We start from the raw sequence: 24415 nt of genomic DNA, 5'->3' as shown, positions 1-24415 counted from the left end.
TCCCATCCCTCATCAGGAGAGCCCGATGCCCACCACCGCACCCACCCACCCCGTCCGTGTCCTCGCCGCGCCCGGTCACCGGCACGACGAGATCCTCACCCCCGCCGCCCTGGACTTCGTCGGCCGGCTCGTCGAGGCGTTCGCGCCGCGTCGACGGGATCTGCTGAAGGAGCGCCGCCGGCAGGCGCTGCGGCTGGCGTCGGGCTCGCCGCTCGACTTCCCCATGGTCACCTCCGCCGTGCGCGACGACCCCGCCTGGCGGGTGGCGCCGCCGGCCCCCGGGCTGACCGACCGCCGGGTGGAGATCACCGGCCCGCCCGACCGGCGGATGACCGTCAACGCCCTGAACTCCGGCGCGCGGGTGTGGATGGCGGACTTCGAGGACGCCACCGCCCCGCTGTGGGACAACGTCGTCGGCGGTCAGCTCAACCTGCTCGACGCCATCGAGCGGCGCATCGACTTCACCACGCCCGAGGGCAAGGAGTACCGGCTCGGCGAGCGGCTCGCCACCATCATGGTCCGCCCCCGCGGCTGGCACCTGGACGAGGAGCACCTGGAGTACGACGGCCGCCCGGCGCCGGCCGCGCTGGTCGACTTCGGCCTGTACTTCTTCCACTGCGCCCGGCGCCAGATCGACGCCGGACACGGCCCGTACTTCTGCCTCCCCAAGCTGGAGAACCGCTACGAGGCCCGGCTGTGGAACGACGTGTTCCTGCTCGCGCAGGAACTGCTGGGCATCCCGCGGGGCACGATCCGCGCCACCGTCCTGATCGAGACGATCACCGCCGCCTTCGAGATGGAGGAGATCCTCCACGAACTGCGCGAGCACAGCGCGGGGTTGAACGCGGGCCGCTGGGACTACCTGTTCAGCCTGATCAAGACCTTCGGCCACCGCACCGACTTCCTCCTGCCGGACCGCGCGCGGGTGACCATGACCGCGCCGTTCCTGCGGGCGTACACCGAACTCCTCGTACGCACCTGCCACCGGCGCGGCGCGCACGCCATCGGCGGCATGGCCGCGCAGGTGCCGGGCGGCGACCCGGCCGCGCACGAGGCCGCGCTCGCCACGGTGCGCCTGGACAAGGAGCGGGAGGCCGAGGACGGCTTCGACGGCTCCTGGGTGGCCCATCCGGGTCTGGTCCCGGTGTGCCGCCAGGCGTTCGACGACGTCCTCGGCGACCGGCCGCACCAGCTCGACCGCACCCGCGACGACGTGGCGGTGAGCGCCGCCGAGCTGCTGTCGGTGCGCCGGATCAGCGGCCCGCCGACCCCGGAGGGAGTGCGCACCAACGTCTTCGTGGCGGTGCGCTACTTCGCCGCCTGGCTGCGCGGACAGGGCGCGGTCGCCATCGACGGCCTGATGGAGGACGCGGCCACCGCCGAGATCGCCCGGGTGCAGATCTGGCAGTGGCTGCGGCACCGGGTGATCGCACGCGAGACGGTGCTGCGGCTGCTGGACGACGAGATCGCCGCGCTGGGCGCGGAGTACCCGTGGGCGCCGGTGGACGAGATCCGCGCCCTGTTCGAACGCACGGCGATGGCGGGCGAGTTGCCGCTGTTCTTCACCCCGGACGCCTACAGCCGCCACCTGGTGCGCCGGACGGCGGTGCCGGCGTGAGCGCGGGCGTCGCACGCGTCGGCGTCGTCGGCGGCGGGCAGATGGGCGCCGGCATCGCCGAGGTGTGCGCGCGGGCCGGGCTCGACACCGTGGTCTGCGAGGTGGACGCGGTCGCCGCCCGCACGGCGCGGGACCGGGTGGCCGCCTCACTCGACCGGGCGGTACGGCGCGGGAAGCTGGAGCGGGCGGCGGCCCGGGAGGCGCTCGCCCGGACGGTGTTCACCGGCAGCCTGGACGACCTCGCCGACCGGCAGCTCGTCATCGAGGCCGTCGTCGAGAACCCGGACGCCAAGACCGAGGTCTTCGCCGCCCTCGACAAGATCGTCGAGGACCCGGCGGCCGTCCTGGCCACCAACACCTCCTCCCTGCCGGTGATGCGGCTCGGGATGGCGACCGGCCGCGCGGACCGGGTGGTGGGCCTGCACTTCTTCAACCCCGTCCCGGTGCTGCCGCTGGTCGAGGTGGTGACCTCGCTGCACACCTCGGCCGCGACGACGGCCCGCATCGAGGACTTCGCGGCCCGCACGCTCGGCAAGACGGTCGTCCGCTCCCAGGACCGGGCCGGCTTCGTCGTCAACGCGCTGCTCGTCCCCTATCTGCTCGCCGCGGTCCGGATGGCGGAGTCCGGGTTCGCCACGGCCGCCGACATCGACGCGGGCATGGAGCTGGGGTGCGCCCACCCCATGGGTCCGCTCAAGCTCGCCGACCTGATCGGCCTGGACACCGTCGCCTCGATCGCCGAGTCGCTCTACGACGAGTTCCGTGAACCCCTGTACGCGCCGCCGCCGCTGCTCCAGCGGATGGTGGAGGCGGGGCTGCTGGGCCGCAAGACCGGCCGGGGGTTCCACACCTACGACCGGGGCTGAGGGCCTGGTACGACTGCGACCAGGGGCTGAGGGCCTGGTACGGCGCGGGCTGAGGGGCCCGCACCGCCGCGGGGGTGAGGGTCCCCGCGGTCCGTGGGGCGGGGGCGGGAAGCGCTGGTGCGGCGCTTGCCGCCCCTGCCCCGTGTCTCGTTCGCCGTGCTCCGCGTACCTCGTTCGCCGTGCTCCGCACCGTCTTCCGGATTCTGGACGGCGTTCTTCCTTTCTCGGCGACACCCCGTAGGCTGACGGCAGCAGCTGGTTCGCCCCGTCCGCCAGGCGGGGTGTCGCAAGAGGGAACCCGGTGGGAATCCGGGACTGCCCCGCAGCGGTGAGCGGGAACGACCGCCGTCATACGCACTGGGTCCGAGCGGGCCTGGGAAGCGACGGCCAGTAGGTGTCCTCCGGCGAGGAGGGCGTGCCCGCGAGTCCGAAGACCTGCCAACTGCCCGCGTGCGGACCGTTCCGTGCGCGGACATCCCGGTGACCTCGTGGGCGGGTCGGCGTACACACCGGACGGAACGGCCGTGCTTGTGCCGCGCGGGGTCGCCGCCGTCCGGTTCGTCACCCCTTCGCGCTCTCGTCCTGTCGCCGGGTCTCAGGGATTCATCTCGTGAAGGAGATCTCCGTGACCACGAAGTCCGCAGCCGCGGCAGCACGGGCCACCGTGTACGGCTACCCCCGCCAGGGCCAGAACCGGGAACTGAAGAAGGCCGTCGAGGGCTACTGGAAGGGCCGCGTCACCGCTGACGCCCTCCAGGACACCGCCGCCGGACTCCGGCGCCGCAACTGGCGCCGGCTCGCCGAGGCCGGCGTCCACGAGGTGCCCACCGGTGACTTCTCGTACTACGACCACGTCCTCGACGCCACCGTCATGGTGGGCGCGATCCCCGAGCGGCACCGCGCCGCCGTCGACGCGGACGCCTTGGACGGCTACTTCGCCATGGCCCGCGGCACCCAGGAGGTCGCTCCGCTGGAGATGACCAAGTGGTTCGACACCAACTACCACTACCTGGTGCCCGAACTCGGCCCGGACACCGTCTTCGCGGCCGACTCCGCGAAGCAGGTCGCCGAGCTGAAGGAGGCCCTCGCCCAGGGCCTGACGGCCCGGCCCGTGCTGGTCGGCCCCGTCACGTACCTGCTGCTCGCCAAGCCCGCGCCCGGCGTGCCCGCCGACTTCGAGCCGCTCACCCTGCTGGACCGGCTGCTGCCCGTCTACGCCGAGGTGATCGCCGACCTGCGCGCGGCCGGCGCCGAGTGGGTGCAGCTGGACGAGCCCGCGCTGGTCCAGGACCGCACCCCGGCCGAGCTGAACGCCGCCGAGCGCGCCTACCGCGACCTCGGCGCCCTCACCGACCGGCCCAAGCTGCTGGTGGCGTCCTACTTCGACCGCCTCGGCGACGCCCTGCCCCTGCTGGCCAAGGCGCCGGTCGAGGGTCTCGCGCTGGACTTCACCGAGGCCGCCGCCGCCAACCTGGACGCCCTGGCCGCCGTCGGCGGGCTGCCCGGCAAGCGCCTGGTGGCCGGTGTCGTCAACGGCCGCAACATCTGGATCAACGACCTCCAGAAGTCGCTGTCCACGCTCGGCACCCTGCTGGGCCTGGCCGACCGGGTCGACGTCGCCGCCTCCTGCTCGCTGCTGCACGTGCCGCTGGACGCCGCCGCCGAGCGGGACATCGAACCGCAGATCCGCCGCTGGCTCGCCTTCGCCCGGCAGAAGACCGCCGAGATCGTCACCCTCGCCAAGGGCCTCGCCCAGGGCACCGACAGCATCAGCGGCGAACTGGCCGCCAACCGCGCCGACCTGGCCTCCCGCGCGGGCTCGCCGATCACGCGCGACCCCGCCGTGCGGGCCCGCTCCGCGGCCGTGACGGACGCCGACGCGCGCCGCTCCCAGCCGTACGCCGAGCGGGCCGCGGCGCAGCGCGCCCACCTCGGGCTGCCGCTGCTGCCCACGACGACGATCGGCTCGTTCCCGCAGACCGCCGAACTGCGCACCGCCCGCGCCGATCTGCGCGCCGGACGCCTCGACACCGCCGGGTACGAGGAGCGCATCAAGGCGGAGATCCAGGAGGTCGTCTCCTTCCAGGAGAAGACCGGCATCGACGTCCTGGTGCACGGCGAGCCCGAACGCAACGACATGGTCCAGTACTTCGCCGAGCAGCTGACCGGCTACCTCGCCACCCAGCACGGCTGGGTGCAGTCCTACGGCACCCGGTACGTGCGTCCGCCGATCCTGGCCGGCGACATCTCCCGCCCCGAGTCCATGACCGTGCGCTGGACGTCCTACGCCCAGTCGCTGAGCGACCGCCCCGTCAAGGGCATGCTCACCGGGCCGGTCACCATGCTCGCCTGGTCCTTCGTCCGCGACGACCAGCCTCTCGGCGACACCGCGCGGCAGGTCGCCCTCGCCCTGCGCGACGAGGTCGGGGACCTGGAGGCGGCCGGGACCTCGGTCATCCAGGTGGACGAGCCCGCGCTGCGCGAGACGCTGCCGCTGCGGGCCGCGGACCGTGCGGCGTACCTGGCGTGGGCGACCGAGGCGTTCCGGCTCACCACCGCCGGCGTGCGCCCGGACACCCAGATCCACACCCACATGTGCTACGCCGAGTTCGGCGACATCGTCCAGGCCATCGACGACCTCGACGCCGACGTCATCAGCCTGGAGGCGGCCCGCTCCCACATGCAGGTCGCCCGGGAACTGGCGGCCCACGGCTATCCGCGCGAGGCCGGGCCGGGTGTCTACGACATCCACTCCCCGCGCGTCCCGAGCGCCGACGAGGCCGCTGACCTCCTGCGGACCGGCCTCAGGGCCATTCCCGCCGAGCGGCTGTGGGTCAATCCCGACTGCGGTCTGAAGACCCGCGCCTGGCCGGAGACCCGCGCCTCCCTGGAGAACCTGGTCGCCGCCGCCCGCACCGTGCGCGGTGAACTGCCCGCCTCCTGACCGGGGAACCCGGCGGGGCCGGGACGCCATGAGCGTCCCGGCCCCGGCCCCGGCCCCGTCCTCGTTCGGCGCACCGCGTCGAGTGGCGCCGTCAGGCGGCGTCGGGGACCGCCCGCTGGTCCGGGCCGTCGTAGGAGGCCAGCGGGCGGATCAGGGCGTTGTGGGCGAGCTGTTCGGTGATGTGCGCGGTCCAGCCGGTGACGCGGCTCATCACGAAGAGCGGGGTGAAGACCGGGGTGTCGAAGCCCATCAGGTGGTAGGCGAGGCCGGCCGGGTAGTCCAGGTTGGGGTGGATGCCCTTGCGGCCGGCCATGGCGTCCCGCAGGGCCGCGTGCAGGGTGGCCAGGCGGGTCGCCTCGGGGTCGGCGGCGCGGGCGACCAGGCGGTCCAGCGCCTCCTGCATGATCGGGACGCGGGAGTCGCCGTGTTTGTAGACGCGGTGGCCGAAGCCCATGATCTTCCGCTGGGCGGCCAGTGCCTCCTCCAGCCACTCCTCGGCCCGCCGCGGGTCGCCGATCTCCAGCAGCATGCGCATCACGGCCTCGTTGGCGCCGCCGTGCAGGGGGCCCTTGAGGGCGCCGATCGCCGCGGTGACCGCGCTGTGGAGGTCGGAGAGGGTGGAGGTGACCACCCGGGCGGTGAACGTCGAGGCGTTGAAGCTGTGTTCGGCGTAGAGCACGAGGGAGATCTCGAAGCAGCGGACCACCTCCGGGGCGGGGACGCCGCCGAAGCACATGTGGAAGAAGTTCTCCGCGTACCCGAGGGACGGATCCGGCGGGATCGGGGCCAGGCCGTGGCGGCGGCGCTGGTCCGCGGCCACGACGGTGGGCAGTCTGGCCAGCAGGGTGAGGGACTTGGCGCGGTTGGCGGCGGGCGACCCGTCGTCCTCGGCCGGGTCCTCGGCGCCGAAGAAGCTGACGGCCGTGCGCAGCACGTCCATCGGGTGGCAGGTGTCGGGCAGCCGGGTCAGCAGTTCCAGCGTGGTGCGGTCCAGCGGGCGCAGCGCGCGCTCGCGGGCCCGGAAGTCGCGCAGCTGTCCCTCGTCGGGGAGTTCGCCGTGCCACAGCAGGTGGGCGACCTCCTCGAAGGAGCGCCGGGCGGCCAGGTCCTGCACCGGATAGCCGCGGTAGGTGAGGGAGTTGGTCTCCTGGATGACGGTGGAGATCCCGGTGGTGTCGACGACGACTCCGGCGAGTCCGCGGTGGACGCCGGGCGCGGTGGTGGTCATGGGGTGCCTGCCTTCGTGGGTCAGGTGCCGGTCAGTTTCCGGGCGGGAGGGTGAAGTCGAAGACGGCCGAGTCGAAGGCCGAGTACTCCTGGTAGCCGAGGAGTTCGTACAGCCGGGAGCGGGTCTGCATGCGCGGCAGCAGGGATTCCTGGGTGCCCTCGGCGGCGATGGTGCGCAGCCCGTCCTCGATGGCGCCCATGGCGAGGCGCAGCAGTGTCACCGGGTAGAGGGCGATGTCGAAGCCGAGGTTCTCCAGGGTGGCTGTGTCGAGGAGGGGGGTCTTGCCGAACTCGGTGAGGTTGGCGAGCAGCGGCACGTCGATCGCCGCGCGGAACGCCTCGTACTCGCGGAGGTCGGTGAGGGCCTCGGGGAAGACGGCGTCGGCGCCGGCGTCGACGTATGCCTTCGCCCGGTCGATCGCCGCGTCCAGTCCCTCGACGGAGCGGGCGTCGGTGCGGGCCATGAGCAGGAAGCCGGGGTCGCGGCGGGCGTCGACGGCGGCCCGGAGGCGGCGGACCATCTCCGCGCGGGGGGTGACGGTCTTGCCGTCGAGGTGGCCGCAGCGCTTGGGGTTGACCTGGTCCTCCAGGTGCAGTCCGGCCAAGCCGGCGTCCTCCATCAGCTGCACGGTGCGGGCGACGTTCATCGGCTCGCCGAAACCCGTGTCGGCGTCGATCAGGACGGGCAGGTCGGTGACGCGGGTGGTCTGCTGGGCGCGGGCCGCGATCTCGGTGGCCGTGGTCAGGCCGATGTCGGGCAGGCCCAGGTCGGCGGCGAGGACGGCGCCGGACAGGTAGGCGGCCTCGAAGCCGGTGTCCTGGATCAGGCGGGCGGACAGCGGGTTGAGCGCGCCGGGCATGCGCAGCAGCCGTCCCGAGGCGAGTCGCTCGCGCAGGGCCCGGCGGCGCTCGGCGGGTGTGGTCCGGGTGTGCGGCACCATCAGAACAGGCCCTTCGGGAGCTGGGCGTCGTACGCGGCGACGGCGTCCGTGTCGACGGCCGGGAACAGGCCGCCCAGATCGTCCGCGGACAGGTGTGCGAGGTGTGCGGCGGCGTCCAGGAAGGCGTCCTGCGCGGCCGGGGCGACGACGCCCTCGGCGAGCGCGCGGAACTTGCCGGCGTAGGCGGGGCGGTCGAAGGGGCGGGAGCCGGCCGGGTGGGCGTCGGCGACGGCGAGTTCGTCCTCGATCACCGAGCCGTCGGCCAGGGTGATCACCGCGCGGCCGCCGAAGGCGCGGTGGTCCGGGTCGGGGTCGTGGTAGCGGCGCGTCCAGGACGGGTCCTCGACGGTGGTGATCTTCTGCCACAGTGCGACGGTCCGCGGGCGGGCGGCGCGCTCGGGGGCGTAGGAGCGCTCGTGGTGCCAGGCGCCGTCCTCCAGGGCGACGGCGAAGATGTACGGCAGCGAGTGGTCGAGCGTCTCGCGGCTGGCCGCCGGGTCGTACTTCTGCGGGTCGTTGGCGCCGGAGCCGATGACGTGGTGGGTGTGGTGGCTGGTGTGCAGGACGATCGAGCGCACCTCGTCCAGTGGGCCGGTCCGCTCGCGCAGCCGCCGGGCCAGGTCGATGACGGCCTGTGCCTGGTACTCGGCGGAGTGCTCCTTGGTGTAGGTGTCGAGGATCGCGCGGCGCGGCTCGCCGGGTTCGGGCAGCCGGACCGTGTAGTGGGACTCCGGGCCGTCGAGCATCCAGGCGAGGAAGCCGTCCTCGCCCTCGTAGAGCGGGGACGGGGAGGTCTCGCCGCGCATCGCCCGGTCGACGGCCTCGATGGCGGCCTTGCCGGCGAAGGCGGGGGCGTACGCCTTCCAGCTGGAGATCTCGCCCTTGCGGGACTGCCGGGTCGCGGTGGTGGTGTGCACGGCCTGCTGCACCGCCTGGTACACCGTCTCGGTCGGCAGCCGCAGCAGGGCGCCCAGGCCGCCCGCGGTGGCCGCGCCGAGGTGGGCGACGTGGTCGACGCGGTGCTCGTGCAGACAGATGCCCTTGACCAGGGCGACGTGGATCTCGTACGCGGCGACGGTCGCGCGCAGCAGGTCGGCGCCGGTGCGGCCGGTGTGCTGGGCGACGGCGAGCAGCGGCGGGATGTTGTCGCCGGGGTGGGAGTAGTCGGCGGCGAGATACGTGTCGTGGAAGTCCAGCTCGCGCACCGCGGTGCCGTTGGCCCAGGCGGCCCACTCCGGGGAGACACGTGTGCGGCTGCCGAACACCGAGGCGCCGGGGGCGGCGGCGCGGTGGGCGGTGGCCTGGGCGCGGGCGACGGCGACCGGCCGGCGCAGCAGGGAGGCGACGGCGACCGAGGCGTTGTCGATCACTCGGTTGACGGCCATGGCGGCGCTGTCGGCGTCCGGTTCCCCGGTGCCGGTGGCCACTGCGGCCAGCTTCCAGGCGAGCTGCTCCTCGCGCGGAAGCCGGTCGGCGCTGGGATGGACACGGACGTGGTGCTCGATCACGGGACTCCTCGCGGGTGCGGACGATCCTCGTCAGTGCTGACCTGATCGACAGTGCCCGTCGCGCGGCCGCCCGACCACCTCTCCAACCTGCGAAATCGCTCCATCCCGCGGCTGCGGATCGGCGAATTCTGCGAAGGGAGCGGATGCTATCTTCGCAAGGAGCCCGTACCGGGACGTCGTCACGTGCCGGCATGCGACAAGGATGTGCGCCATGGCCCGAGGATCGGCCGGCCGCAAGGTCTACGCCCACGCGAAGCTGCGGCGGCTGCGCCGCGAGCACGGGATGAACCAGGTCGACATGGCGCGGGCGCTCGGCATCTCCACCAGCTACGCCAACCAGATCGAGCAGAGTCAGCGTCCGCTGACCGCGTCCGTGCTGCTCAGGATCGCGGAGGTCTTCGGGGTCGACGCGGAGTTCTTCTCGGAGGCCGACGAGGACCGGCTCGCCGCCGATCTGCGGGCCGCGCTCGCGGACGAGGCGTGCGGGGCGCCGCTGCCGCCGGCCGACGAAGTCGCCGAGGCCGCCCGCGACCACCCGGAGGTGGCCCGCGCCCTGGTCGCCCTGCACCGCCGCTACCGCGACACGGTCGAGCAGGCCGCCGCCCTGGGCGGGACTCCGGGGCCGGCCGGCGCCCTGCTGCCGCCCGCCGAGCCGCACGACGAGGTGCGCGACTTCTTCTACGCCCACCACAACCACTTCGAGCCGCTCGACGCCGAGGCCGAGCGGACCGCCGGCCTGCTGGAGCTGCGGCCGGGCAAGGCGGCCGACCCGCTGGTGGCGCTGCTCGCCGAGCGCCACCGCGTCCGCGTCGTGCAGGCCGCCGCGGGCCGGACGGGCGACGCCCGGCGCTTCGCCCCCGACAGTGGGCTGCTGTTCCTCTCCCCGTGGCTCAGCGACGGCCAGCGCGCCTTCCAGCTCGCCACCCAGCTCGCCCTGCTGGAGCACGGCCCGCTCCTCACCCGCCTGGCGGACGGCGCCGCCGGGCTGACCTCGCCGCAGGCGCCGGCGCTGGCCCGGATCGGCCTGGCGAACTACTTCGCGGGCGCGCTCCTCATGCCGTACACCGCCTTCCACACCGTGGCCGAGGAGGTGCGCTACGACATCGAGCTGCTCTCCGCGCGCTTCGGGGTCGGCTTCGAGACGGTCTGCCACCGGCTGAGCACGCTCCAGCGCACCGGACGGCGGGGCGTGCCGTTCTCCTTCCTGCGCGTCGACCGGGCCGGGAACATCTCCAAGCGGCAGTCCGCCACCGACTTCCACTTCTCCCGGCTCGGCGGCACCTGCCCGCTGTGGACGGTGTACGAGGCGTTCTCCGCGCCGGGCCGGATCCTGACCCAGGTCGCCGAGATGCCCGACGGCAAGAAGTACTTCTGGATCGCGCGCACCCTCACCCGCGGCGGTTTCGGGCACCACGCCCCGCGCGCCGAGTTCGCCGTCGCCCTCGGCTGCGAACTGCGCCACGCCCACCGGCTCGTGTACGCCGAAGGCGTCGCCCTCGACGATCCCCGCGCCGCCACGCCGATCGGGCTCGGCTGCCGGATCTGCGAGCGCCGCGACTGCGCGCAGCGGGCCCGTCCGCCGGCGGGCGGCCGGCTGGCCGTCGATCCCGACCGGCGGGCCTATGTGCCGTATCCGGTGGAGAGCACCGGGGTGTGACGGGCCGCGGTCATTCCCCGCGCGCTCCTGGCGGTGTCTCGCGACGCGGGTGGCCCCGGAACGGTTCCGGGGCCACGTCGTCCGCGGGGTTCAGCGGTGCCGGAAGGCCGGGGGCCGCTTGTCGGCGAAGGCCGCCATGCCCTCCTTCTGGTCGGCGGTGGCGAACACGGCGTGGAACAGGCGGCGTTCGAAGCGGACGCCCTCGGTCAGCGTCGTCTCGAAGGCGCGGGCGACGGCCTCCTTCGCCATCATCGCCACCGGCAGCGACATGCCGGCGACCGTTTCGGCGACCGCCAGCGCCTCGCCGAGCAGCTCGTCGGCGGGCACCACCCGCGAGACGAGTCCGGCACGCTCGGCCTCGGCGGCGTCCATGGTGCGCCCGGTCAGGCACATCTCCATGGCTTTGGCCTTGCCGACGGCCCGGGTCAGCCGCTGGGAGCCGCCGATGCCGGGGATCACCCCGAGCTTGATCTCCGGCTGGCCGAAGACGGCGGTGTCGGCGGCGAGCAGGATGTCGCAGAGCATGGCCAACTCGCAGCCGCCGCCGAGGGCGTAGCCGGCGACGGCGGCGACGGTGGGTGTGCGCAGCTGACCGAGCCGGTCCCAGGCGGCGAACCAGTCGGCGAGGTACATGTCCAGGTAGTCGTGCGGGCGCATCTCCTTGATGTCGGCGCCGGCCGCGAACGCCTTCTCCGAGCCGGTGATCACGACGCAGCCGCACTCCGGGTCGCGGTCGAGGGCCTCGGTGGCGGCGACGACCTCGTTCATCACCTGGAGGTTGAGCGCGTTGAGCGCCTCGGGCCGGTGGAGGGTGAGCAGGGCGGTGCGGCCCTTGCGTTCGATGCGAATGGTTTCGTAGTCCGTGCTCACGTGGCTTCTCCGCTCCGGTTCCTGATGGTCCGTACGATGCCGGAGAAGTCCTCCGAGTCACCGACCTGTTCGGCGTAGGCCGCGTACAACTCGGCCGCGTGGAGCCCGAGTTCCGCGTGCACGCCGCCCTCGCGGGCGGCGTCGGCGGCCAGGCCCAGGTCCTTGGCCATCAGGGCGGCGGCGAATCCGGGACGGTAGTCGCGGTTGGCGGGGCTGGCCGGAACGGGGCCGGGGACGGGGCAGTTGACGCTCAGCGCCCAGCACTGGCCGGACGCCGTGGCGGCCACGTCGTACAGCGCCTGGTGGGACAGGCCCAGCTTCTCGCCGAGGACGAACGCCTCGCTGACGGCGATCATCGAGACGCCGAGGATCATGTTGTTGCAGATCTTGGCGGCCTGCCCGGCGCCCGCGCCGCCGCAGTGCACGGCCTTCTTGCCCATGACCGCGAGGAGCGGCCGGGCCTCGGCGAACTCCGTCTCGCCCCCGCCCGCCATGAAGGTGAGCGTGCCCGCCTCCGCGCCGGCCACCCCGCCGGACACGGGCGCGTCCAGGGAGCGCATCCCCGCGGCGGCGGCCCGCTCGTGGGCGGCGCGGGCGTCCGCGACGTCGATGGTGGAGCAGTCCACGAAGAGGGTGCCGGGGCGGGCGGCGGCGAGGACGTCGTCGTAGAGGCCGAGGACGTGCCGGCCGGCGGGGAGCATGGTGAGGACCACGTCGGCCGCGGCGACGGCCCCGGCCGCGGACGCGACGGGCTGGACGCCGGTCTCGGCGGCGGCCTCGACGGCCGAGGGCGCCAGATCGTGCCCGAGCACCCGGTGCCCGGCCTTGGCCAGGTTGGCGGCCATCGGGCCGCCCATGTGTCCCAGTCCGACGAACGCGACGGTCCGGCTCACCAGACCACCTCCTCGGTGGTGTCGGCTCCGGCGGCGAGCCCGAGTTCGCGCTCGCCCAGGGGGAGGAAGAAGCGTGCGACGTCGGCCTCCGTGACCTCGGCAAGGGTCCGCGGCGACCAGTGCGGGTCGCGGTCCTTGTCGATGACCTGGGCGCGGATGCCCTCCACCAGGTCGGGGCCGCGCAGGCAGGCGCGGGAGACGCGGTACTCCTGGTCGAGGACCCGCTCCAGCGGACCGAGGCGGCGGGCCCGGCGCAGCGCCGCCAGGGTGACCTTGAGGGCGGTCGGGGACTTGGCGAGCAGGGTCTCGGCGGCCTCCTCGGCGGCCGGACCGCCCCGGGCGAGGAGCCGGTCGACGATCTCCTCGACGGTGTCGGCGGCGTAGCAGGTGTCGATCCACTCCCGCCGGGCGGCCAACTCGCCTTCCGCGGGCTGTTGTACGTGGCGTTCCAGGGCGTCGTGCACGGGCAGGTCGGCGAGGTCGGTGAGGAGGTCGGTGAGGTGGGAGGAGGGGATGTAGTGGTCGGCGAGGCCGCACAGCAGGGCGTCGTCGGCGCCGATCCGCGCGCCGGTCAGGGCGAGGTGGGTGCCCAGTTCGCCCGGGGCGAGGGCCAGCAGGTGGGTGCCGCCGACGTCCGGGACGAAGCCGATGCCGGTCTCGGGCATGGCGATCCGGGAGCGCTCGGTGACGATCCGGACGCTGCCGTGCGCGGAGACGCCGACGCCGCCGCCCATCACGATGCCGTCCATGAGGGCGACGTACGGCTTGGGGTAGCGGGCGATCCGGGCGTTGAGCCGGTACTCGTCGCGCCAGAACGCCTCGGCCGCCGAACCGTCGCCATAACGGGCGTCGTCGTGGATGGCACGGATGTCACCGCCCGCGCACAGACCCCGCTCCCCCGCGCCGCTGACGACGACCGTCTCCACGGCCGGATCGTGCTCCCACTGGGCGAGCGCGGCGTCGATGCGGCGCACCATCTCGTGGGTGAGGGCGTTCAGGGCCTTGGGCCGGTCGAGGGTGATGTGGGCGGCGCGGCCCCGTGTGCGCAGCACGACGTCGCTCATCCGAACGCCTCCGTCAGACCGCGGGCCACGATGACGCGCATGATTTCGTTGGTTCCTTCCAGGATCTGGTGCACCCGCAGGTCGCGGACGATCTTCTCGATGCCGTACTCGCTGAGGTAGCCGTAGCCGCCGTGCAGTTGGAGCGCCCGGTCGGCGACGGAGTATCCGGTGTCGGTGGCGAACCGCTTCGCCATCGCGCACAGGTACGCCGCCTGCGGATCACCGCGGTCCAGGGCCTGGGCGGCCTGCCGCACCAGCGCGCGGGCGGCGGCCAGTTCGGTCGCCATGTCGGCGAGCCGGAAGCGCAGCGCCTGCGCGTCCAGCAGCCGCTGCCCGAACGCCTCCCGGTCGGCGAGGTGGGCGAGGCTGCGGTCCAGTGCGCTGCGGGCGCCGCCCAGGGAGCAGGCGGCGATGCCGAGGCGGCCGCCGTTCAGGCCGTTCATGGCGATCCGGAAGCCCTGCCCCTCGCGGCCCAGGAGCCGGTCGGCGGGCACCCGCACCCGGTCCAGGACGACCTGGCGGGTGGGCTGCGCGTTCCAGCCCATCTTGCGTTCGTCGGGTCCGAAGGAGAGCCCGGCGTCGTCCTTGTCCACGAGGAACGCGGACACCCCGTCGGCGCCCTCGCCGCCGGTGCGGGCCATGACCACGTACAGCTGGGAGGCGCCCGCGCCGGAGATGAACTGCTTGACCCCGGTGAGCACGTATTCCTCGCCGTCGCGGACGGCCCGGGTGGTCAGGGCGGCGGCGTCCGAGCCGGCGCCGGGTTCGGTCAGGCAGTAGCTGGCCAGGTCGTCCATCGCGCACAGCCGCGGCAGCCGGCGCTCGCGCTGGGCGGCGTCGCCGTAGTGGTCGATCATCCAGGCGACCATGTTGTGGATGGAGAGGTAGCCGGCGATGGCCGGGCAGCCGGTGGCCAGGGTCTCGAAGACGAGGACGCCGTCGGCGCGGCTGAGTCCGGAGCCGCCGGACTCCTCGCGGACGTAGACGCCGCCGAGGCCGAGTCCGGCCGCTTTGCGCAGCACGTCCACCGGGAAGTGCTTGTCGCGGTCCCAGTCCAGGGCGTGCGGGGCCAGGTGGTCCTGGGCGAAGTCGAGGGTGGTCTCGACGAGGGCCTGCTGGTCCTCGGTGAGCAGGGTGCTGGTCATCGTGGCTCAACCCATCGTGGGGATCGTGAAGCTGGCGCCTTCCCGCAGTCCTGCGGGCCAGCGCGAGGTGACCGTCTTGGTGCGGGTGTAGAAGCGGACGGCGTCCGGTCCGTGCTGGTTGAGGTCGCCGAAGCCGGACCGCTTCCAGCCGCCGAAGGTGTGATAGGCGACCGGGACCGGGATGGGCACGTTGACGCCGATCATGCCGGTGTTCACCCGCCGGGTGAAGTCGCGGGCGGTGTCGCCGTCCCGGGTGAAGATCGCCACGCCGTTGCCGTAGGCGTGCTCGCTGGGCAGGCGCAGGGCCTCCTCGTAGTCGGCGGCGCGTACGACGCAGAGGACGGGGCCGAAGATCTCCTCCTGGTAGACGCGCATCGAAGGAGTCACCCGGTCGAAGAGGGAGGCTCCGGCGAAGAAGCCCCTCTCGTGGCCGGGCAGTACGAAGTCCCGTCCGTCCACGACGAGTTCGGCGCCCTCCTCGACGCCCAGGTCGACGTAGGAGCGGACCCGGTCGACGGCGTCCCGGCCGACGAGGGGGCCGAAGTCGGCCTCGGGGTCGTCGCCGCGGCCGATGCGCAGCGTGCCGATGCGCTCCTTGAGCCGGGCCACGAGCGCGTCGGCGGTCTCCTCGCCGACCGGGACGGCGACGGAGATCGCCATGCAGCGTTCGCCGGCCGAGCCGTATCCGGCGCCGATGAGGGCGTCCACCGCCTGGTCGAGGTCGGCGTCGGGCATCACGATCATGTGGTTCTTCGCGCCGCCGAAGCACTGGGCGCGTTTGCCGTGGGCGGCGGCGGTGGCGTAGACGTGCGCGGCGACCGGAGTCGAGCCGACGAAGCCGAGGGCCGCCACACGGGGGTCTTCGAGGAGGGTGTCGACGCTCTCGCGGCCTCCGTTGACGACGTTCAGGACGCCGGGCGGCAGACCCGCCTCCAGGAAGAGTTCGGCGAGTCGCAGCGGTACCGAAGGGTCGCGCTCGGACGGCTTGAGGAGGAAGGCGTTGCCGCAGGCCAGCGCGGGGGCGGCCTTCCACAGGGGGATCATGGCCGGGAAGTTGAACGGGGTGATGCCGGCGACGACGCCCAGCGGGGCGCGCAGCGAATGGACGTCGATGCCGGTGCCGGCGTTGTCGGTGAACTCGCCCTTGAGCAGGTGCGGGATGCCGGCGGCGAACTCCACGACCTCCAGGCCGCGCTGGAGGTCGCCGTGCGCGTCGGCGACCGTCTTGCCGTGCTCGGCGGACAGCAGCCGGGCCAGCGCGTCCCGCTCTCCTTCCACCAGCTGGAGGAACCTCAGCAGGACGCGGGCGCGGCGCTGCGGGTTCCAGTCGCCCCACTCCGGCTGGGCCCGGACGGCGTCGGCGATCGCCGCCTCGGTCTCCGCGCGGTTCGCGAGGGGCACCAGGGCCTGGACCTCGCCGGTGTTGGGGTCGTACACCTCGCCGTGGGCTCCCGATGTTCCCGGGGTGTGCTTGCCGCCGATGAAGTGCGTCAACTCGCGCACGGGGGCGCGTTCGTGCTCGCGGGCCATGACTGCCTGCTCTCGTCAGGAAGGAGGGATCCGGGATGGCGCGCCCGGGCCCGCGTCCGCACACGGGTGGCGTACGGACGGGTGCCGGGGGCACGAGATCGCGTATGGCCGAAAGCCCCGTCAGACGGCGGGCTCACCAGGGTCGTGGGTACACACCGGTGCCATGCGTGTCAGCTCCATCCTCGTGGAAAACACGGAACATCCCGCGGCCGGTATCCTGACTCCCGGATCAGCGCGCGCCGTCCGCCTTCCCGACATCCAGCTCGTCAGTGGCGTACCGCTCGACGGCGTACTCCCCGGTCACAGTGGCGGGACCGTGCCGGAATCACACCGGCTTCCCTGCACCGCGGGCCTTGGTCACGACTATATAGTTGGGCGTCCTAGTAAATCCATCCCCGCGGGCGGCGTTGTGGATGACCGCACTCGCCCCGCGCCTGCGGGAGAGCCGAGAGGGCGGCGGCCGTGTGCGGTCGGCCGGAGACGCGGCGCGGGGTCGGCGGGGCGCGCGACCGGATTACTCGGAGGCAGGGAGCCGCCAGTCGAACGGGTAGAGGTCCGCCTCCCAGGAGGCGTCCGCGGCGAGTGCGGCCGCGTTCTCGGGTGGGCGCAGCAGGCAGCGATGGCGCACCAGTTCACGGCGCTCGGCCGGCGTCAGCAGCGCCTCGTTGGGGCCGAGGCTCCCTTCGGCGTCGTCGATGTCCTGGTGTCCGTCCGCGTTGACGCGTCTGCCCGCCTGCGTCCGCAGGTCCAGGCGAAAGCCGGTGCGCCACTGTGAGTTGTGGCCCCATCCGTGGGACTCGTCCACCGTCGGCCGGTGGCGGCGCAGGAAGGTCCAGTAGAGCGGGGAGCGGTCGGCCACGCCGCGCTCCGCGTGCCGCGCACCGGCCCGGACACGCACTCCCGCACGGCTGAACAGCAGCGGCCCCAGCCACAGACCGGGCCAGACCACCTCCGTGACGCGCACGGGCTCCTTGGGGTCCGCCGCCTGCTCGACCTCCACGATCTCGTGCAGGAAGGGGTCGAACGTGCCCGTCTCCTCGAACGCCACCAGCCCCAACCGGGCGAACAGGCGCAGGTATTGCTCCAGGCCGAGCGCCGGCCACTGATCGAGCGGGTGCAGCCGGTGGGCCCAAGGCACCTCGCCTCCCGCCTCGTAAGGCGGCTGCTGGGCCAGCAGCAGCACGTCGCTGACCCGGCTGAGGGCGTACAACTCCCAGCTCATGTCCTCGCGGAGAGTCGCCGGCCCGTCGAAGCCGTCATCGCACAGGCACTGCGCGGCCTTCGCCAGCCGAGCCGGATAGCCGGGCGAGGCGCGTGCGAGCCACGGCGTCACCACCGTCTCGAAGGCATCCGGGGCGCTTCCGTGGTCCCGCAGCGCCACGAAGAGCTCGTAGGCGTCGACCGGTTGCCGCTCCTCATCCATCACCGGTTGCCGCTCCTCATCCATCCGGGCAGGGTAGCGGCATCCAGGGCGGACCGGCTCGGTGGCCGGGGGCAGTCGCCCGACGGACGCGCGCCGGTGAGGTCAGCCGTTCCTACGCCGACGGCGTCCGGGCGGTACCGCCTTTCGCTCCTCCTCGGCGGTCGTGCCGGGCCAGGTGATCTCGAAGTACCTGACGCGTTCGTCCTGTCCGGCCGGTCGCATGCCGGCTGCCGTCATGACGTGCTGGGAGGCGATGTTGTCGTGGTCGGCGTCGCCCTGCACGCGGGTGACGCCGCGTGACCGGGCGAACAGCAGCAGGGCGCGCAGCGCTTCGGAGGCGTAGCCCTTGCCTCGGGCCGCCGGGACGAGGCCGTAGCCGATCACGACGCTGCCGTCGGCGGCCGCGGGTCCGTGGAAGCCCAGGCCGCCGATCGCCCGGCCGTCCTCGCGGCGACGGATCTCGTAGGCGCCGAACGGCTGTGGCGCACCGGTGCTCGCGCAGGCGTTCAGGAAGCGCTCGGCGGCGAACACGTCCCCGTCGGTGGGGTATCCGGACGCCCATCGGGCGCCGCCGGCCGGCTCGCCCGCCACCACTCGCTCGGCTTCGCCGACGGTCATCGGATGCAGCACGAGCCGCTCGGTCACCAGATCGTCCATGACATGGAGGTGTATCACGCGATGCGATAACACGGGTCAACTCGTGGTCGCCGCGCGGGGCATCGCCGCCAGGTAGGCGCCGAAGCCGTCGCGGGCCCTGGCGTGCAGACGGGGTGAGGTGAGGACCGGGCACAGGGCGGTGCGCAGCACCCGGTGGCCCCGGTGTTCCAGGGCGTCGACCAGCGCGCGGTCCTCGCCCGTTTCCAACGGTGCGAAGCCGCCGACGTCCAGGTAGGCGGCGGCGTGCACACCCAGGTTGGCGCCGTGCACGTGCGGGTGATGCCACGTGGTGCCGTCCGTGGGGCGGCTCGTCTCGTAGAGCGCACGGTGGGGCGCGGCCAGCGGCGAGGAGCACGGCAGGACGACGGTGCCGACCACCGCCTGCCAGCCTTCCCGGGCCCGGGCCAGCTGGTACGCCAGCCAGTCGGGCGGCACGGTGCTGTCGGCGTCGGTGGTGGCGATCCAGACGCCGCCCCCGCGTCCGGCGTACCGGGCCAGCGCGTGCCGGACACCGGCGTCCCGGGCGCGTCCCGGGTTGCGGGAGTCGGTGACGACGGTCAGCGCTCCGGCGGTCCGGGCGAGTCGCGCGGTGCGGTCCCGGCAGGCGTCCGCCACCACCACCGTGCGGACCCGGACGGCGGCGAGGTCGGGATGGCCGGCGGCGACCGCGACCGCCGCCAACGCGGCCGGCAGGAGGGCTTCCTCGTCGTGGGCCGGAATGACGACGGCGACCGTCTCGATGCTCACACCAGGCCCTCCCGGGCGGCGACCGAGGAGGGCCGGCGCCCCTCGGGGCCGGTCCTCTGGTGGATCTGGAGGACGAAGTCCTCCTCGCGGTGGTCGGCGAGCAGGGCCAGGCCGGGCAGGGCGGCGACACGGCGGGCGATGCCGGCGCCGGTCGTCAGGTGTTCGGCCACCGGGTGGTCCCAGTGCACGGTGACCAGCGTGCCGTCGGGTTCCAGCGACCGCACCGCCAGCTCCAGCAGCCGGTCGAGTGCCGTGTCGTGCAGGTAGTAGAGGAACTCGGACAGGACGATCAGGTCGAAGGAGCCTTCGGGCCACTGCTCGGGCAGCAGCATCCGGCGGATCTCCACGTGTGCCAGGTCGCGGGTGCGGTGCCGGGCCGTCTCGACCGCCGACCCGACGCGGTCGCAAGCGAGCACGGAGTCGCACCGCCGCGCCAGGCGGTGGGTCAACTCGCCGACCGAGCAGGCCGGTTCGAAGGCCCGCCGATAGCGGGGCAGGGGCAGGGCGGCGACGGTCAGGTCGTACTTGCGGCGTTCGTACCAGCGCTCCGCCAGTCTCCAGGGGTCCGGGGCGTCCCGGTACATGGCCTCGAAGTACGCGTCCGGCGTGGCGGGCCCGCTCATCCGAGGACCACCTCCCAGCCGCGCAGGTGGTGGGCCAGTTCGTGCGGGGGCAGCACGGCGTTGTCCTCCGGGTCGGGGCCGAGCGGTCGGATCTGACTGGCGAACCGGTCGATCGCGGCACGTTTGCGGTCCTGGGCGGCCGGGGGCAGCGGGATCCGGGCGGCGCGTTCCCAGGGCACTCGGGGATCGGCCGGGTGCGCCCAGTGCCACATCCACACGGGATACAGCCGGCAGGTCACGGAGGCGGTCCGCGCGGCCGCCAGCGCCGCGCGGCCGGCCGCCTCGTGGTCGGCGTGCACGTCGCCGGTCCACGGCGCGAGGCAGAGGGAGGCTCCCGGCAGCAGGTCCGCCAGTGCGCGCGCGAGCCGGTCCTCGTGGTCGGCGACGCCGGTGTCGGGCAGTCCCAGCCGCACCACCTCGGCCCCGCCCGCGCCCAGTTCCGTCAGCGCCTCGCGCAGCTCACGGGCGCGCACGTCCGCGAGCCGGGTGGGGGTGAGCCGGGTGGTGCGGGGGTGTGAGCCCTCGCCGTCCGTCACCGACACGACGGTCAGCGTCAGCCCGGCCTCCGCCAGCCGGGCGAGCGCGCCGCCCACGCCCAGCACCTCGTCGTCGGGATGGGCCGCCACCACCACGACGCGGCCCGCCGTCGGCAGGGTGTACTCCGGCAGCCGGGCCCAGCCGTCCCAGGCCCGCCAGGACTCCTCGTCGGTGCCGGGCGCCTGGATGGGATCGGCGTACGTCTCACGCGCTGTCGGCCCGGTGTCGCGCGCCGAGCCGGTGTGCTGCCCGGGGCGCCGCCCGTCCGTGGTGCTTCCTGAGACGGTCATCGGCCCTCACCCGCGCCGCGTGCCACCTGCGCGCCGAGGGCGGCCAGGTCCCGTTCGGCGTGATGCTGACGCAGGTAGACGGCGAGGTCGGCGGTGGCACGGGCGTGCCGTTCGTCGTGGCACAACGGCCCGGCCCCGGTCGCCCGTCCCACGTGGTCCAGCACCCCGGCGCACGCCTCGGCCACCAGCGACCGCACGCGCAGGGCGCGGAGCCCGGCCGTGCCCGACTCGTCCAGCGGGTCGGCGTCGATGTCCGAGGCCGCCCGGCGCAGTACCGTCTCCGCCGCGTGCAGCCGCAGGTCGACGGCGCCGACGTGTGCGTCGGTGAACGGATCGCCGCTCCGCCCGGCCCGGTCGAACAGGACCCGCGCCACCGCCTGCGCGCCGCCGTACCAGCAGGCGGCGACGCCCACCCCGCCGTGGTGGAAGCCGGGCCGGCGCAGATACCCGTCCACTCCGCCGACCGCGGTGGCCGGCACGTCGGTGAAGCGGACGTCGGGGCTGTCGCTGCCGGCCATGCCGACGGCCTCCCAGGTGCCCGGGACCGGCCGACACCCGGTGTGCGGTCGGTGACCGTCCTCCGCCGCCCCGGGCGGGCCGTCCGGCAGGCCGGTGCGGACCGCGAACAGCCGTGGCCCGTCCTCGGCTCGGGCGGTGACCAGGGCGTGCGTGCAGCTGTGCGCCCCGGAGCAGTACCGCTTGAGGCCGTTGAGGAACCAGCCGCCTCCGACCCGGGTGGCGGTCAGGCCCGAGCCTGGTGGCTCGGCGGCCCACACGCCCCAGTATTGCCCGGGACGGACGGGCTCGCCCGCCAGCTCGGCGAGAATCGCCACGGCGTCGAGGTGGCCCTCCACCAGCCGGGCCGCGCACAGATCCTCCCGGGCGACGGCGGTCAGCGCCTCGAACCGGGCGACGGTGCGGCCGGCGCCGGGCAGCGGGCAGTCGACGGCGCCCTCGGCCAGCGCGTCGGCGTACCGGACGAAGGCCGCCGCGGCGCGGTTCCGGGAGGCGGCGAAGCGCTCGGCGTCCTCGGCACGCGGAACATCGTCGCCCTGCCCCGCGCCGCGTGCGCGGGGGTCGGCGCTCGTCGGCGGCGGGGACACATCGTGCATCGGTGACGCTCCTGATCCGGTGAGTGCCCGCCGACTGCGCGGCAGGCCGAACATGTACGGCGGTCGAACGTGTGCGGGGCCCGCGGCCGCAGTCGGACCGACGGCCTCGTCCGTCGTCGGCCCATCCCGCTCGTGCGGGCCCGCGCTTCTCAGTTCCCGCAGATCACCGCCGTACACCCACGAGCTGCGACGGCCGAGGCGAAGGTTTGACACACGTGCGCTGCCGGGGCGTGCGTGTAGGTGTCCTTACGAGACGAGCACGGCCGTGACGGCGAGGCCGATGAGGAGGAGAAGAGCGGGGGCGCGGGATGTGCCGTACGGTCCAGGCCCCGGGCCCCGGTCGGCCACCGTCCGGTGCTGTCGCCGATGGCACGCCGGCGGGAGTGGTGGGGCGGGCGCGTCGATGCGCTCGCCCCGAAGCTGGACCCGAGATCGTCGTCGAGGCGACTTCGCGCCGCGGCGGTCCAAGTCCGGTGCGGCTTCTCGGCCGGCCGGGTCAGCCGGCCGCGTTGAGGAGGTCGAGCACGCTCTGCTGGCAGCCGTAGTCGGTGGACCCGCCGCCGCCGGCCCAGTGCGGGCCGTACTGGTCGAGGGCGTTGCGGTCGCTGGTGTACGCGGCGTTCGCCCACCTGCTGAGCGTCGACGTGTAAGGGTGGTCGCCGAGTTGGGAGTTGAGCTTGCCCAGGCCGCGGACGTAGGCGCCCTTGAAGGTGGGGCCGTCGCCGGTGCAGGAGTCGCTCTCGCCGGGCTCGCGCAGCACGCCGCCCGACTGGAGCCTGACGGTGGAGGCGTCCGCCAGGGTGCGCGCGGCAGCGGGCAGGCTCGCGTCGCCGGTCGCCTTGTACAGCTCGGTCAGCCCGCCGAGGACGACGCCCTGGTTGTACGTCCAGGTGGGCTGGCCGTTGTTGGCGCAGGAGTCGCTCAGCCCGTCGTTGATCAGGTGGTCGCCGTTGATCATGCCGCTCTGCTGGAACCAGGCCCACTCGTTCTTCGCCTCGTTCAGGTACGCCGTGTCCCCGGGGATGCGGTTGTGCAGTGCCGAAGTCAGCCACAGGAACAGCTCGTTGGTGATCGCGTTCTTGTAGTTTCCGTCGGTGTTCCAGCGCACGCCGCCGCCGCAGGCGGAGTTCCAGTTCGCGTACATGTGGTCGGCGTCCGCGCGGGCGGTGCTGAGGTAGCGGCTGTCCCCGGTGCTGTCGTACGCGTCCACCCAGGCCAGACCCCACCAACCGGTGTCGTCCAGGTACTCGTTGGTGAACGAGCCGCCCTGCGCGCCGAGGTTCTTGTCGTACGTCTCGGCGATCGCGTACTTGTAGCTGCCCATGCCGCTGACCCGGGCGTTGTCGATGATCGCCGTCAGCGCGTTGGCGGCGGTCCACCAGCCGTTCCCGCCGAAGAGCTTGGTGGTGCGGTCGTACGACATCATCAAGGCGGTGGCCACCGCGGTCCGCCGGTCGCCGGCGTTCCAGGTGGTCCGCGCCCAGGGCGTGCACGCGATGCTGCCGGCGACCTGGCCGCAGGCGCGCAGCGCGCCGACGCCCTCGTTGTTCCAGTCGTCAACGTTGTACATGAGCGTGCGCCAGCCGCTGCCGCCGGCCGGCACGCTGGTGCCGCCGAGCTTGCTGCCGCCGGTCCAGGTGCGGCCGCCGTCCATCGAGCGGTCCAGCCAGACCTGGTCGCCGGCCGCTCCCTTCTCGATGGACGCCCAGCCCATGGCATCGGCGTCGTCGAAGTGCAGCACGATCGTGCGGGACTGGAGAGCGGCGCTCACGGGCTGCCGGTCCTGGGTGCTCAGCGCCGGGTCGCGGGTGTCGCAGAACTTGTTGCAGACGGCCGCGTCGGCGGCGGGCGCCGCGGCACCGTCGGCGGTGCCGATGGACATCGTTGTCAACGCCACCGCCAGAGCCACGGCCGGCAGGGAACTCTGCACGCGCATGGAAGGACTCCTCAACCTTGCCGGGGGCGTGGGGTACCCCGCCGAGCACCGGAGAGCGCTTTCACGGGACGGTAGCCAGCCGCCCGGACGCCGTCAATGCTTGTGGCGTCCGGGCGGTCGGGCGGAGAACGGCCCTTGGCGACGGTGAGCCGATCGCCGAGTTCAACAGAGCGCAACCGAACGGCGACTTGGCGATGTCTTAGGCACAACAAGAGGAGTGCCGATGAGCCGGCCACAGCGTGACGCCTCGGACTTGTTGTCCGAAAACCTGGACTATGCCCTCAGGACAGCCGCGAGCGAACTCGTCCTCGGGGAGACCAAGGCGAGCATCCTCCTCGCCATCAACAGCGTCGGCCTGGGATTCGTCGCGACGAACCTTGACGGTGACCGGCCCGTTGCCGTCTTGGCCACCGGAGCGGCCGGCGCGGTTTGCCTCCTGCTCGCCACTCTCACTTTGCTCATCGCTGTCCGTCTGAATCCCCTCGACCGTGCCGGCGCCTCGTCGGGGTGGTCGCACTGGAGGGCGATGGACGCCGACGAGTTGCGCGCCCATATAGCCGTGGAGAGACGGGCGGAGACGGTCGTCTCTCTGTCGCGGGTGGTGAGCGCCAAGTTCCAGATGTTGCGACGTGCGGTGAACCTCATCCTTGCCGGCGTCAGCCTCGTGGCCGCTGCCGCGCTGCTGAGTCTGTTCGTCTAGAGCAGGCTCGTGGAGCAGGACTTCACGGTCCGCGCGCATCACCGCCGACGGAGGGGGACGACATCCTGGCGGTCTGTCGCCGCCTGTTGACCGGCCGGCGGCTGTCGGTCGGGCCTGGACGGGCGCC

At 73.4% G+C, this 24415-nt stretch carries 20 protein-coding genes and 2 riboswitches; of the genes, 5 read left to right on the top strand and 15 right to left on the bottom strand.

Annotated features, from left to right (window positions below; genetic code table 11):
* Positions 1-25: 25 nt before the first annotated feature.
* The 3 genes from aceB to metE all read left to right on the top strand — a co-directional run bounded on the left by aceB (position 26) and on the right by metE (position 5428).
* Complete coding sequence (gene aceB / locus ABEB07_RS12530) at positions 26-1618, top strand: malate synthase A (protein WP_345668391.1); 1593 nt, start codon at positions 26-28, stop codon at positions 1616-1618.
* On the top strand, positions 1615-2484 hold the full coding sequence (locus ABEB07_RS12525; RefSeq protein ID WP_345668390.1) for a 3-hydroxybutyryl-CoA dehydrogenase: 870 nt from the start codon (positions 1615-1617) through the stop codon (positions 2482-2484). The genes aceB and ABEB07_RS12525 overlap by 4 nt, the downstream gene beginning before the upstream one ends.
* Positions 2485-2723: 239 nt before the next feature.
* A riboswitch (cobalamin riboswitch) is annotated at positions 2724-2941 on the top strand.
* A 168-nt stretch (positions 2942-3109) separates the two neighbouring features.
* Positions 3110-5428: a 5-methyltetrahydropteroyltriglutamate--homocysteine S-methyltransferase gene (gene metE, locus ABEB07_RS12520; RefSeq protein ID WP_345668389.1), complete on the top strand. Its 2319-nt coding sequence runs from the start codon at positions 3110-3112 to the stop codon at positions 5426-5428.
* A 91-nt stretch (positions 5429-5519) separates the two neighbouring features.
* On the opposite strand, the gene ABEB07_RS12515 is transcribed toward metE, so the two are convergent.
* From ABEB07_RS12515 to ABEB07_RS12505, 3 genes are read right to left on the bottom strand one after another with little or no spacing between them, the layout of a single operon-like run.
* Positions 5520-6656 carry a bifunctional 2-methylcitrate synthase/citrate synthase gene (locus tag ABEB07_RS12515; protein ID WP_345668388.1) on the bottom strand — a complete coding sequence of 379 codons (1137 nt, stop codon included), beginning with the start codon at positions 6654-6656 and terminating at the stop codon, positions 5520-5522.
* A 31-nt stretch (positions 6657-6687) separates the two neighbouring features.
* The gene (gene prpB / locus ABEB07_RS12510; protein ID WP_425588991.1) at positions 6688-7596 is read right to left on the bottom strand and encodes a methylisocitrate lyase; all 909 of its coding nucleotides are present in this window, start codon (positions 7594-7596) and stop codon (positions 6688-6690) included.
* Positions 7596-9104, bottom strand: a complete 1509-nt coding sequence (locus ABEB07_RS12505) for an MmgE/PrpD family protein (RefSeq protein ID WP_345668387.1) — start codon at positions 9102-9104, stop codon at positions 7596-7598. The genes prpB and ABEB07_RS12505 overlap by 1 nt, the downstream gene beginning before the upstream one ends.
* Before the next feature lie 211 nt (positions 9105-9315).
* Between ABEB07_RS12505 and ABEB07_RS12500 the strand changes: the two genes are divergently transcribed.
* Positions 9316-10761: a short-chain fatty acyl-CoA regulator family protein gene (locus tag ABEB07_RS12500; RefSeq protein WP_176147556.1), complete on the top strand. Its 1446-nt coding sequence runs from the start codon at positions 9316-9318 to the stop codon at positions 10759-10761.
* A gap of 90 nt (positions 10762-10851) precedes the next feature.
* Here ABEB07_RS12500 and ABEB07_RS12495 read toward each other — a convergent pair whose 3' ends face one another.
* From ABEB07_RS12495 to ABEB07_RS12440, 12 genes are all read right to left on the bottom strand, one after another.
* Positions 10852-11631 (bottom strand): enoyl-CoA hydratase, encoded by a 780-nt coding sequence (locus ABEB07_RS12495; RefSeq protein WP_345668386.1) that lies wholly within the window; start codon positions 11629-11631, stop codon positions 10852-10854.
* Complete coding sequence (gene mmsB, locus ABEB07_RS12490) at positions 11628-12524, bottom strand: 3-hydroxyisobutyrate dehydrogenase (RefSeq protein WP_345668385.1); 897 nt, start codon at positions 12522-12524, stop codon at positions 11628-11630. The genes ABEB07_RS12495 and mmsB overlap by 4 nt, the downstream gene beginning before the upstream one ends.
* On the bottom strand, positions 12521-13588 hold the full coding sequence (locus ABEB07_RS12485) for an enoyl-CoA hydratase/isomerase family protein (RefSeq protein ID WP_345668384.1): 1068 nt from the start codon (positions 13586-13588) through the stop codon (positions 12521-12523). The genes mmsB and ABEB07_RS12485 overlap by 4 nt, the downstream gene beginning before the upstream one ends.
* Positions 13585-14733: an acyl-CoA dehydrogenase family protein gene (locus tag ABEB07_RS12480; protein WP_345668383.1), complete on the bottom strand. Its 1149-nt coding sequence runs from the start codon at positions 14731-14733 to the stop codon at positions 13585-13587. The genes ABEB07_RS12485 and ABEB07_RS12480 overlap by 4 nt, the downstream gene beginning before the upstream one ends.
* A gap of 6 nt (positions 14734-14739) precedes the next feature.
* Positions 14740-16263: a CoA-acylating methylmalonate-semialdehyde dehydrogenase gene (locus ABEB07_RS12475; protein WP_345668382.1), complete on the bottom strand. Its 1524-nt coding sequence runs from the start codon at positions 16261-16263 to the stop codon at positions 14740-14742.
* A gap of 190 nt (positions 16264-16453) precedes the next feature.
* A riboswitch (cobalamin riboswitch) is annotated at positions 16454-16627 on the bottom strand.
* 150 nt (positions 16628-16777) lie between these two features.
* Entirely contained in the window at positions 16778-17710 is a 933-nt protein-coding gene (locus ABEB07_RS12470) for a nucleotide exchange factor GrpE (protein ID WP_345668381.1), read from the bottom strand.
* Between the two features lie 78 nt (positions 17711-17788).
* The gene (locus ABEB07_RS12465) at positions 17789-18343 is read right to left on the bottom strand and encodes a GNAT family N-acetyltransferase (protein WP_345668380.1); all 555 of its coding nucleotides are present in this window, start codon (positions 18341-18343) and stop codon (positions 17789-17791) included.
* A gap of 36 nt (positions 18344-18379) precedes the next feature.
* Positions 18380-19090, bottom strand: a complete 711-nt coding sequence (locus ABEB07_RS12460; RefSeq protein ID WP_345668379.1) for a glycosyltransferase family 2 protein — start codon at positions 19088-19090, stop codon at positions 18380-18382.
* Positions 19087-19713, bottom strand: coding sequence for an SAM-dependent methyltransferase (locus ABEB07_RS12455; protein WP_345668378.1), 627 nt, complete (start codon positions 19711-19713; stop codon positions 19087-19089). Before ABEB07_RS12455 ends, ABEB07_RS12460 begins: the two co-directional genes overlap by 4 nt.
* The gene (locus ABEB07_RS12450) at positions 19710-20540 is read right to left on the bottom strand and encodes a PIG-L deacetylase family protein (protein WP_345668377.1); all 831 of its coding nucleotides are present in this window, start codon (positions 20538-20540) and stop codon (positions 19710-19712) included. Before ABEB07_RS12450 ends, ABEB07_RS12455 begins: the two co-directional genes overlap by 4 nt.
* On the bottom strand, positions 20537-21652 hold the full coding sequence (locus tag ABEB07_RS12445) for an acyl-CoA dehydrogenase family protein (RefSeq protein ID WP_345668376.1): 1116 nt from the start codon (positions 21650-21652) through the stop codon (positions 20537-20539). The genes ABEB07_RS12450 and ABEB07_RS12445 overlap by 4 nt, the downstream gene beginning before the upstream one ends.
* A 496-nt stretch (positions 21653-22148) precedes the next feature.
* Positions 22149-23588, bottom strand: a complete 1440-nt coding sequence (locus ABEB07_RS12440; RefSeq protein ID WP_425588990.1) for a glycoside hydrolase family 76 protein — start codon at positions 23586-23588, stop codon at positions 22149-22151.
* Positions 23589-23811: 223 nt separating this feature from the next.
* Here ABEB07_RS12440 and ABEB07_RS12435 point away from each other — a divergent pair, with 223 nt between their 5' ends.
* Positions 23812-24288: a Pycsar system effector family protein gene (locus ABEB07_RS12435; protein ID WP_345668375.1), complete on the top strand. Its 477-nt coding sequence runs from the start codon at positions 23812-23814 to the stop codon at positions 24286-24288.
* Positions 24289-24415: the final 127 nt, after the last annotated feature.

Source organism: Streptomyces similanensis (assembly GCF_039543625.1).
Lineage (GTDB): Bacteria > Actinomycetota > Actinomycetes > Streptomycetales > Streptomycetaceae > Streptomyces > Streptomyces similanensis.
This window is presented reverse-complemented; position numbering and strand designations above follow the sequence as displayed.

What these genes read in the sequence shown, in the direction of transcription:
- ABEB07_RS12480 (WP_345668383.1), bottom strand. Translation starts at nt 14,733, where the DNA reads ATGACCAGCACCCTGCTCACCGAGGACCAGCAGGCCCTCGTCGAGACC.
- ABEB07_RS12455 (WP_345668378.1), bottom strand. Translation starts at nt 19,713, where the DNA reads ATGAGCGGGCCCGCCACGCCGGACGCGTACTTCGAGGCCATGTACCGG.
- ABEB07_RS12485 (WP_345668384.1), bottom strand. Translation starts at nt 13,588, where the DNA reads ATGAGCGACGTCGTGCTGCGCACACGGGGCCGCGCCGCCCACATCACC.
- ABEB07_RS12515 (WP_345668388.1), bottom strand. Translation starts at nt 6,656, where the DNA reads ATGACCACCACCGCGCCCGGCGTCCACCGCGGACTCGCCGGAGTCGTC.
- aceB (WP_345668391.1), top strand. Translation starts at nt 26, where the DNA reads ATGCCCACCACCGCACCCACCCACCCCGTCCGTGTCCTCGCCGCGCCC.
- prpB (WP_425588991.1), bottom strand. Translation starts at nt 7,596, where the DNA reads ATGGTGCCGCACACCCGGACCACACCCGCCGAGCGCCGCCGGGCCCTG.
- ABEB07_RS12475 (WP_345668382.1), bottom strand. Translation starts at nt 16,263, where the DNA reads ATGGCCCGCGAGCACGAACGCGCCCCCGTGCGCGAGTTGACGCACTTC.
- ABEB07_RS12445 (WP_345668376.1), bottom strand. Translation starts at nt 21,652, where the DNA reads ATGCACGATGTGTCCCCGCCGCCGACGAGCGCCGACCCCCGCGCACGC.
- ABEB07_RS12500 (WP_176147556.1), top strand. Translation starts at nt 9,316, where the DNA reads ATGGCCCGAGGATCGGCCGGCCGCAAGGTCTACGCCCACGCGAAGCTG.
- ABEB07_RS12435 (WP_345668375.1), top strand. Translation starts at nt 23,812, where the DNA reads ATGAGCCGGCCACAGCGTGACGCCTCGGACTTGTTGTCCGAAAACCTG.
- ABEB07_RS12470 (WP_345668381.1), bottom strand. Translation starts at nt 17,710, where the DNA reads ATGGATGAGGAGCGGCAACCGGTGATGGATGAGGAGCGGCAACCGGTC.
- ABEB07_RS12440 (WP_425588990.1), bottom strand. Translation starts at nt 23,588, where the DNA reads ATGCGCGTGCAGAGTTCCCTGCCGGCCGTGGCTCTGGCGGTGGCGTTG.
- ABEB07_RS12450 (WP_345668377.1), bottom strand. Translation starts at nt 20,540, where the DNA reads ATGACCGTCTCAGGAAGCACCACGGACGGGCGGCGCCCCGGGCAGCAC.
- ABEB07_RS12465 (WP_345668380.1), bottom strand. Translation starts at nt 18,343, where the DNA reads ATGGACGATCTGGTGACCGAGCGGCTCGTGCTGCATCCGATGACCGTC.